Here is a 9046-nt window from a genome sequence, read left to right as displayed (position 1 = left end):
GCTGACCGCTGACCGCTGACCGCTGACCGCTGACCGCTGACCGCTGACCGCTGACCGCTGACCGCTGACCGCTGACCGCTGACCGCTGACCGCTGAGCCGGGCTTGGAGCCAGCCCGGCAGGAAATTAGAGGGCAAGAGGCATCGAGCCTGCATGCACCTTGTAAGCCATGTCTTACAAGAAGCGAAGCGTATTTCTTACGACATTGGTTAACTTGGGATAAACCGCTTTTCGCTCGGAGCGACTACCTTGAAGTCAACGGGCTAGGGAGAGTCCTACAGGGAAGGCCGAGCGACGGAATGCTCATACCCCAAGGATGCTTGAGCAGGATGCTCAAGGTTGGTGGAAAGGGAAGCGTTGATTGAAAGCCCGGCCCCAGTGGTCGGGCTTTTTTTTATGATCGGCTGGACGAAGCGTTTCCCCTGGCAGCTTCCTACCCGTGCGAGGGACGCTATGCTTTCGCGTTCCCAAACGGGATCGCTAAAAAATCGCGTCTCATCGAGCCTGGCCCTGGCTACCGGTCAGGGCTTTTTTACTCCATGGGGCGGAAGACTCTCCCTGAATGTCGAGTCGCGCTGGCTTATAATCGCGTCCCGGAGGACGACCTCCCCCATATCGGGCATACATTTCGGGACGACCCGAGAGAGGAAAAGGGGCTTTCCATGTCCTGGGTGCTTCTCGGCCTGGCCGGGCTGCTGGAGGTTGTGTGGGCGTTTGCGATGAAACAATCTCACGGTTTCACGCGCCTGTTGCCGACAACCGTCATGTTGGTGACGATGGTAGGGTCGTTCGGGTTACTGGCGATCGCGATGCGCAGCTTACCGCTGGGGACGGCCTACATGATCTGGACCGGTATCGGTGCCGTAGGGACCTTTGCCGTCGGCGTGTGGTTTCTGGGGGAGGCCGTGTCGCCCCTGCGTGTCTTGGCCGCCTTGCTGATTGTCGCCGGCATCGCGACCATGAAGCTGGCGACCTGACCGAACCTGACCGAAGAGTGCTGCCTGCTGTCACCAACGCTCACAAGCCGTGTCGGCAATCTCTTACAAGCGGACTTATCCCAAGTTAACGTTCTGCCCCATGGCGAGCTGGCATAGTGTGCTTATCGGGCAGGGAGAACCCGAGACAAGGAAGACCGAGTCATGGAAGGCTCACGTACCAAGGAGGCTCGGGCAGGAAGCCCGAGGAAGTGGAAAGGAAGCGAAGATGCAGCCCGGCCTCACGGCCGGGCTTTCGCATTTATGGGGTTTCGTGGCGGGTAGCTCCTCCTCAATGCCTCGAGTAAGTAAGGGTAGTGCAGGTGCTGGGGCGCGCCGAGTAGATCGGCAGCAGGCGGCGTGTCGAGAGGTGGGCGGTGAAGCGCATCAAGGTGCCACGCGAGACGAATGGCAGATTTCCTACAAGACGGTAAGCGTTTGACTCTATCGCCACTACCGAGCGGTTGGTAGGGTAAGCGGAGCGCTTCGCCAAGCGATCGGTTCGCCCCGGTCGCCAGGGACGAGAAGAGGCGCACCTGCAAGGCCCCGGCCAGGGATGGACGGGGCCTTGCCTATTGCTGAGGGAAAGGCGTCTCTCGCAAATAAGTCTACCGGCGTAGTGACAGAATCGGTGGCAGAGCAACCCCCTAATGACCAAGGTTATCAGAGAGCAACTTGTCAGAGTCTCCTACCTAATTACTTATCCCAGGTTAATGATGCTCCTTGGATGAGATGTCAGAGTAAGCGCATCGGGCAGGGAAAACCCGGCACGGAAGACCGAGTCAGGGACGGCTCACACACCAGGGATGCTCGAGCAGGAAGCTTGAGGAAGATGTAAGGAAACGAAGACATAGCCCGGCCTGATGGTCGGGCTTTTTTAGCTGAGCTAACAGGTAAATTAGAACAATCGCGAGACTGGGCTTCGTTGCGATCCGTTACATACTGGAACGCTTTATTTCCTTGTTAGCCTTGATTTGGCACGAAGGCAAACTATTCTGAGGATGTAAGCGAAGCGGCAAGGAGAGCCTTTCAAGGCAGGAAGCCTTGATGGTCAGGAGGCCGGTGGACGGAACAGGGAAGACCGCCCGAGACAGGATGTCATTATAGGTCAGGGAGTTCCAGAGAGCTTTTTATCAGCCCTCTCACCTTGGTGAGGGGGCTGCCTATTTTTCGCTGCCATTTCACAATTTGCGCTTCTTTCTCTGGAAAAATCATGGCATGCAAGGAGGCCACGATGGGGAGCGAACTGACGGATCACCAAATAGAAATTCTATCGTATGCGATGCAGCATGGCGGTGTGCTTGCCGCTCCTTTCGGTCACCTTGGCGAAGACAGCAAGGTATTGAACATGGAGAAGCATGTGGCTGGGCTGGAAGCCGCTGGACTGGTCCGAGTGAAGCGTGATGAAGAGGGCGGAATGGAGCGTATCGAAGTCACATCAAAGGGTTATGCTGCCCTGGGAGTTCGCTAGGCGCTACCTCCTGGGCAGGGTATTACATTTCTAGTCGGCAATGTCTTACACAACGAAGAGGCGATGTCGGCATCTTTCCTGCGACCGATCTGGCAAGCTGTATATGGTCGGGCCGGGAGGGCCCCTCAGGGAAGAAGGCGCCAGGAAGGTCTGGTAATCAGGAGCAGAGGAAAGGACGCCGTAGGAAGTGTGGAAGGAATCGAAACAAGCCCGGCTACATGGCCGGGCTTATCTCTATGCATCGAGACAGGCGCTAGGCCTGTGCAGGTACCGGTTGTGAGCCTCGCATTGTCAAAAGCTTTCGCCTCAAGTGTGCCGATGAAATATGTTCATTAGCCATTGCCGTATTCCGTCACTAGGCTGGTGAGTATCTCGCAAGGAGGCGGGGAAGAGGGAAGACCGAGCAGAGGATGCTCGATGACGCCAAGGATGCATGACAGGATCGTCATGGTGAGCTGGAAAGGAACCAGGAATTGAAGCCCGGCCTAGTGCCGGGCTTTCTTTTTGCCTGAGGCTCAGGTATCAGGAATATCTGGTTTCGTTTCATTTGGTTTGCATTTTCGTGCAAAGGTGATCATTCGATTAAATTCGTTTCTTTTTGGTTAACGCAGGTTAATTCTTCGGCGTGTGAACAGTGCCACGATAGAGGGGCCAGGGAAGCGAGCCGGAGCTAAGCGGGCAGGACGCCAACAAGTTCGGCAGTGGATGCAGAGATCGAAGCTCGGCCTGGCGGTCGGGCTTTCTTTATATTTGTCTCCGGGCAGTCGTCTGACGGAGGGCTGCCGCCGTGGGACGGGCCGATGCGGCCACGGATGGCTCAGAAGCAGCATTCAGCGAGGAGTGAAAAGAGCGAAAGAGAGAGCCAGGCAGGCTCAGCGGGACTCAACTCAGGAGGGAAGAATGATCACGCTAACCAGGAAGGCAGGATCAGAATTTCTTGGCCAGAAAGGTCCTACCATCGCCATCGTCTCGATACTGGCATTTATGGCATGGATACTGTTATGGCCGCTCGGGCCGAATATCGACATGGCCGTCGGGCAGGAGCCGGAGACGACTCGATACGAGGAGAGCGCCACCTACAGCGCGGATGCCGCCGAACTCATGCGCATCAGCCATGAGCTCTTTACACGCTCACTGAGCATCCTCGACAACAAGAAATATTATTGCCTGATGCGAACTCATCTGGACGAGAGCGAGGTGACCGATACCCGAACCTTTGCCCTGTCTCGCTATGAGAGACTGTGCGGCATCTTCAGTGACGCGGCCGCGCTGGTCGATACCTATGCCGATCGCCTGCGCGACCAGACGCGTTTTCAGCCGGAGTTCTATGAGTTTACCCTCCATGCGAGGGGCCAGGAGCAGCGCATCGGTCCCTTCCTGAGCGTGGAGGAGTGCTCGCAAATCACCGCTCGGCTCATGCAACTGGGCGAGCAGGTCTTCCCCTGCCTGCCGTACGTGAAAAGCCGCTATCCTCTCGTCTTCGATACCGGCGCAGCGAGCCTCTGACAGCGTGTCGCCTCCGGTGCTCGGCCTGCTGTGCTATTACAAGGGTGTAAGCCGTCTACAAGGGGTGGGTTATCACCAACGGAGGTATCCCATGCAAGATCGTCAAGCCGAGCTGGAAGCGCTGCGAGATGAGCTCGTCGAGCGGGTCGATCGCTACAAGGTTCACAAGATACGCTTGGAGAACCCTCTCGATCGCGACATGGAAGAACAAGCCATCGAACTCGAGAACGAAGACGTGATCGATGCCCTCGAGGAGGAGGCTGAAGAGGAGCTGGGGCAGGTCATGCATGCGCTCGAACGCATCGAGGAAGGTGAGGGCGAGCTGTGTGAGCGTTGCGGTGAGCCGATCGACCCCCGAAGGCTCGAGGTGATTCCCTACGCCACGCTTTGTCTCGACTGCGCCGAGCAGGAAGGAGAACCGTGATCGCCATGGGCAGGACTTGCTGATCGCTGGAGTGCTAGTCTAGGTAAGCCATTTACGGTCAGGAGTAAGGCATGAAGGCATGGCGTCGATGCTGCGCAGGGCTGTTGGCAGTGCTGTGGCTGTCGGGTTGTGGGAGCGATAACAACGACTCGGCAACGGAACAGGAGCCGCAACAGGAGCAGCCGATCGACGTTGCAAGTGAGTCAGCCGCGGCGCCGGCCGAAGTGGACCCGTTGGCGGTCGAGATTAACGCGTCGGCTACCCTGCGTGGCGATCGTCGGCTCATGGTCGAAGGCGAAACCAACCTGCCTGACGAGACGCACCTCTTGCTCGTCGTGGAGCGTGAGCTGAGCGGTGTGCGCTGGCAAGCGCGCACAACGGTTTCCGATGGACGATTCGCCGCGGGGCCATTCGGGTCGGGCAGCGGCCTGCCGGATGGGGGATACACCATTACCGTCGATTTAGTAGAAGCCACTATTCAGCCGGCTTCCGTGCAGGAGCGAATCGGCAAGCAGGGTGAGCATCTCGAGGGTGATCTGGTGCGGAGCTCGCGGCATGGCCTGGGGCAAGTGGCAAGGTACTCGCGGCGCTACCTGATCGGCAGTGAGCCGCGTCGGGCCACCGATCAGGTAGAAGTGTTGGAAGTCGAGTGAAAGGGGGCGCCTTCAGGCACTATCCTTGCGCCAGCGAGCCAATAGCCTTCCTACAACCCGCTCGGTCGTTTCCAGCGGGATCGGCACCGACGTGGCGTCGCTGCCGCTGCTGAACAACAGCTCACCGCTATCGCCATACTCGAGCTGACCGATATACAACCCTCCCGCCCCTTCGATCAGATAGCGACCAGGTTGGTCGCAGCTCTCGGTAGGGCCGAAGGCAGCGAGATCACCGCTGTCGAGATAGTCGAACCGTTCTCCTGGCGCCGGGGTGACGAGATAGCACTCACCTTGCCAGTCGACGCCTGCCAGTATTTCGTCGGACAACGTGAAGTGATTGGCATTGGGGTCCAGCCATGGCACGGGAGGCTGGCCGCGAAGATAGAGAGGCGTGGGCTTCAACCGAGCGTCGCCTTCGAGCAGTTGAGCCAGCGTACAGCCAAGGGCATCCGCCAGCGCTACCAGTCTTTCGTGACCGATCTGCTTGATGGCACCCGATTCCCAATACGAGATCGTGACATCCGAAACCCCGACCTTTCTTGCCAGCGCAGCCTTGTTCAGGTCCGCCTGTATCCGCAAGTGCTTGATTCTTTGACCCAGTGAATCCATTTCATCAACCCGGCGACTGTAGGTACTAAAGTATGACGATAGTCAATGATCTGTGTTAACTGTGCAAATTTAACGCGTCAACGATAAATTGACTCTCTCGATTGGTGTGCTTACGCCAATAAGAATCATTCTATCCGTGCAAGCCTGTGCCGGCCATCCTCAGATGGAGTGCTGGCGCAGCTACCTGTGTCGATTCAGGTGCGTATAATGCCGCCATACGCTTACCCGACTGGATAAAGGACGACATGACTGTACGTACTCGCATTGCGCCGTCACCCACCGGCGACCCGCACGTTGGAACTGCCTACATCGCGTTGTTCAATCTCTGCTTTGCGAAGCAGCATGGCGGGCAGTTCATCCTGCGAATCGAAGACACGGACCGGGTGCGTTCCACGCAGGAATCCGAGCAGATGATCCTGGACTCGCTGCGCTGGCTGGGGCTTGCCTGGGATGAAGGTCCTGATGTTGGCGGCCCCCATGGCCCCTATCGCCAGAGCGAGCGCGGCGACATTTATGCCGAGCACGCCCGCCAACTGATTGAAGCCGGCCATGCCTTCAAGTGCTATCGCACCAGCGAAGAGTTGGACGAGTTGAGAGAAGCGCGCAAGGCCAGCGGCATGCACTTGGCGCTGAAGCCCGCGGATCTGGCGCTGCCTGAGGAGGAGGCGGTCCGGCGTGAGCGGGAGGGTTGGCCATACGTGGTGCGCATGAAGGTGCCCTCCAGTGGCACCTGTGTGATCAACGACATGCTGCGCGGTCCTATCGAGGTGGATTGGGCGCAGGTGGATGCCCAAATCCTGCTCAAGTCGGACGGTATGCCGACCTATCACCTAGCCAATGTGGTGGACGACCATCTGATGGGCATCACCCATGTGCTGCGTGGCGAGGAGTGGATCAACTCGGCGCCCAAGCATCAGCTGTTGTATGAATACTTCGGTTGGCAGATGCCGGCGCTGTGTCATATGCCGCTGCTACGCAACCCCGACAAGTCGAAGCTCTCCAAGCGCAAGAATCCCACCTCCATCAACTTTTACCGTCGCATGGGCTTCCTGCCGCAGGCGGTCATCAACTATCTGGGGCGCATGGGCTGGTCGATGCCGGATGAACGCGAGAAGTTCAGCCTCGACGAGATGATGGCGCACTTCGACATCCAGCGGGTGTCGCTGGGTGGGCCGGTCTTCGACCTGGAAAAGCTGACCTGGCTGAACGGGCTCTATATTCGTGAGGACCTGGATGACCAGGCCTTTCTCAGGGCGCTGATGGAGTGGGCGTTCAATGAGGAATACGTCGGTCAGATCCTGCCGCAGGTACGTACCCGGGTGGAGACACTGTCTCAGGTAGCGCCACTTGCAGGGCACTTCTTCAGCGGCGTGCCTACGGTTCGTGAAGAGGATTTCGAAGGTGTGAAGGTAGAACGTGAGGAGCTTCTCAAGTTGCTGCAGTTCCTGATCTGGCGCTTCGAGACGGTGCCGGCATGGCGCAAGGAGGTGCTGCTCGACGAGATCAAGGCTCTGGCCGGTCATTTCGAGCTCAAGATGAAGGACTTCCTGGCGCCCGTCTTCATCGCCATTACCGGCACCACGGCAAGCACTTCGGTCATGGACGCCATGGCGATCCTGGGCTCCGACGTGACTCGGGCGCGGCTACGAAATGCCATTGAAGTGCTGGGCGGAGTCTCCAAGAAGCAGGCCAAGCGCTTCGAGAAAGAGTATCGCGATCTGGCTTGATCGGTCTGAGTGCCTTGACATGAATGGGGCGAATCAGTAGCATACGCCCCGTCTTCACGGCACATGTGGGGCCTTAGCTCAGCTGGGAGAGCGCGACACTGGCAGTGTCGAGGTCAGCGGTTCGATCCCGCTAGGCTCCACCAAACGTGTCTGCAATACCTGAAGACATTGCGTCCCATTCGTCTAGTGGTCCAGGACACCGCCCTTTCACGGCGGGAACAGGGGTTCGAACCCCCTATGGGACGCCACTTCCTCCTGTAGTTATCCCTACCGCTTCATCTTGTCTCAGACTTTTTCGGCGCTCTGTGTATGAGTGCGTTACGACATGTTTTCTTGCGTGAAAACTCCATTGAAGCTGCCGTTTTTTCAGCCTTTTGGGCTTGACTTGTCCACTTGCTCAATGTCTTGGCTCCCCTCCTGTGTGTAATTGGTCACGCAAGCGCCAAACGAGTGTGCAGCTGCAAAAAAGCTTAAATAACAGTGACTTAAAATTGGTCAAAAAATAGCCAATCTAAGGACAAGCCCCTTCTCATGCCGATCCGATGATGTTTTCTTGCGGTTGTGAACAGGGTTATCCACAGAATGTGTGGAAAACGTTCGGGGCGTTGAAAAAGCCCGATTCGCTCCGTGTAAAGTGCGCTCTGTCAAGATCGGTCTGCCACTTTTCTGGTACTTTCTCTTGAGGTGCGTCGCGGATAGGCGACGCACCTCAGTACGCTTCGAGAGCATGTCAGCCCTGTCCGAGTGCGCGCAGGCGGCGCAGCAGGGAGGAGGTGTCCCAGCGTCCGCCGCCCATTACCTGAACATCTCCATAGAACTGGTCGACCAACGCCGTGACGGGCAGGCGAGCCTGGAGGCGGCGCGCCTGCTCGAGGCAGATCCCCAGGTCCTTGCGCATCCAGTTGACGGCAAAGCCGTGATCGTATTCGTCGGCGATCATGGTCGTGTGGCGATTCTCCATCTGCCAGGAGCCGGCGGCGCCCTTGGAAATCACGTCGACCACGCGTTGCTGATCGAGCCCGGCCTGCTCGGCGAAATGCAGGCCTTCGGCCAGGCCCTGTACCAGCCCTGCGATACAAATCTGATTAACCATCTTGGTCAACTGACCGCTACCGGCAGGTCCCATCAGGCTGACGGCCCGGGCGTAGTGGGCCAGCATGGGCTCGGCACGCGCAAAGTCGGGCTGCGCGCCACCGCACATGATCGTCAGCATGCCGTTCTCGGCGCCTTGCTGGCCGCCTGAAACCGGCGCGTCGATGAAGCCGATACCATGCTCGCGGCAGGCTGCGTCGAGCTGTTCGGCAAGGTCGGCCGAGGCGGTGGTGTGGTCGACCAGCAGGCTGCCCGCGCTCATGCCGGAGAGTGCGCCTTGTTCGCCCAGGGTGACCTGCCTGACATCATCGTCGTTGCCTACGCAGACCAGTACCAGATCGGCTCCTTGGGCGGCCTCGGCGGGTGTGGCGTGGTGGCTGCCACCATGTTCCTCGGCCCAGGCCCTGGCCTTGGCCTCGGTGCGGTTGTAGACGCGCACCTCGAGACCGGCACGAGCCAGGTGGCCGGCCATGGGGTAACCCATCACTCCCAGGCCGATGAAGGCGGCGGTGGAGATCTGCTCTTGCATTGCGTTTCCCTCTCTGTGGGTTGTTGCTGGAAGCTCGCTCGCTAACGCAGGGCCCTTACGCA

General features: G+C 58.5%; 8 protein-coding genes and 2 tRNA genes. 8 read left to right on the top strand and 2 right to left on the bottom strand.

From position 1 onward, the window contains the following. The first annotated feature begins 661 nt into the window (after positions 1–661). The 5 genes from HBJ55_RS21855 (at position 662) to HBJ55_RS21835 (ending at position 5027) form a co-directional block, all read left to right on the top strand. Positions 662–976 carry a DMT family transporter gene (locus tag HBJ55_RS21855; protein ID WP_167120290.1) on the top strand — a complete coding sequence of 105 codons (315 nt, stop codon included), beginning with the start codon at positions 662–664 and terminating at the stop codon, positions 974–976. A 1231-nt stretch (positions 977–2207) separates the two neighbouring features. After that, complete coding sequence (locus HBJ55_RS21850; protein ID WP_167120287.1) at positions 2208–2444, top strand: hypothetical protein; 237 nt, start codon at positions 2208–2210, stop codon at positions 2442–2444. Positions 2445–3344: 900 nt separating this feature from the next. After that, on the top strand, positions 3345–3950 hold the full coding sequence (locus HBJ55_RS21845; RefSeq protein ID WP_167120284.1) for a hypothetical protein: 606 nt from the start codon (positions 3345–3347) through the stop codon (positions 3948–3950). Positions 3951–4041: 91 nt separating this feature from the next. Then, the gene (locus tag HBJ55_RS21840) at positions 4042–4374 is read left to right on the top strand and encodes a TraR/DksA family transcriptional regulator (protein ID WP_167120281.1); all 333 of its coding nucleotides are present in this window, start codon (positions 4042–4044) and stop codon (positions 4372–4374) included. Positions 4375–4445: 71 nt separating this feature from the next. Continuing rightward, the gene (locus HBJ55_RS21835; RefSeq protein WP_167120278.1) at positions 4446–5027 is read left to right on the top strand and encodes a hypothetical protein; all 582 of its coding nucleotides are present in this window, start codon (positions 4446–4448) and stop codon (positions 5025–5027) included. A 12-nt stretch (positions 5028–5039) separates the two neighbouring features. On the opposite strand, the gene HBJ55_RS21830 is transcribed toward HBJ55_RS21835, so the two are convergent. Continuing rightward, positions 5040–5636 carry a helix-turn-helix domain-containing protein gene (locus HBJ55_RS21830; RefSeq protein WP_167120275.1) on the bottom strand — a complete coding sequence of 199 codons (597 nt, stop codon included), beginning with the start codon at positions 5634–5636 and terminating at the stop codon, positions 5040–5042. A 245-nt stretch (positions 5637–5881) separates the two neighbouring features. Here HBJ55_RS21830 and gltX point away from each other — a divergent pair, with 245 nt between their 5' ends. From gltX to HBJ55_RS21815, 3 genes are all read left to right on the top strand, one after another. Beyond that, on the top strand, positions 5882–7363 hold the full coding sequence (gene gltX, locus HBJ55_RS21825) for a glutamate--tRNA ligase (RefSeq protein ID WP_167120272.1): 1482 nt from the start codon (positions 5882–5884) through the stop codon (positions 7361–7363). Between the two features lie 67 nt (positions 7364–7430). After that, positions 7431–7506, top strand: a tRNA-Ala gene (locus tag HBJ55_RS21820). A gap of 29 nt (positions 7507–7535) precedes the next feature. Further along, a tRNA-Glu gene (locus HBJ55_RS21815) sits at positions 7536–7611 on the top strand. 482 nt (positions 7612–8093) lie between these two features. Here HBJ55_RS21815 and HBJ55_RS21810 read toward each other — a convergent pair. Next, positions 8094–8984, bottom strand: a complete 891-nt coding sequence (locus HBJ55_RS21810; RefSeq protein WP_206022811.1) for an NAD(P)-dependent oxidoreductase — start codon at positions 8982–8984, stop codon at positions 8094–8096. Positions 8985–9046: the final 62 nt, after the last annotated feature.

It is taken from the genome of Billgrantia bachuensis, assembly GCF_011742165.1.
Classification (GTDB): domain Bacteria; phylum Pseudomonadota; class Gammaproteobacteria; order Pseudomonadales; family Halomonadaceae; genus Halomonas; species Halomonas bachuensis.
Note: the sequence above shows the minus strand (reverse complement) of the source record. Positions and strands in the feature narration are given on the sequence as shown.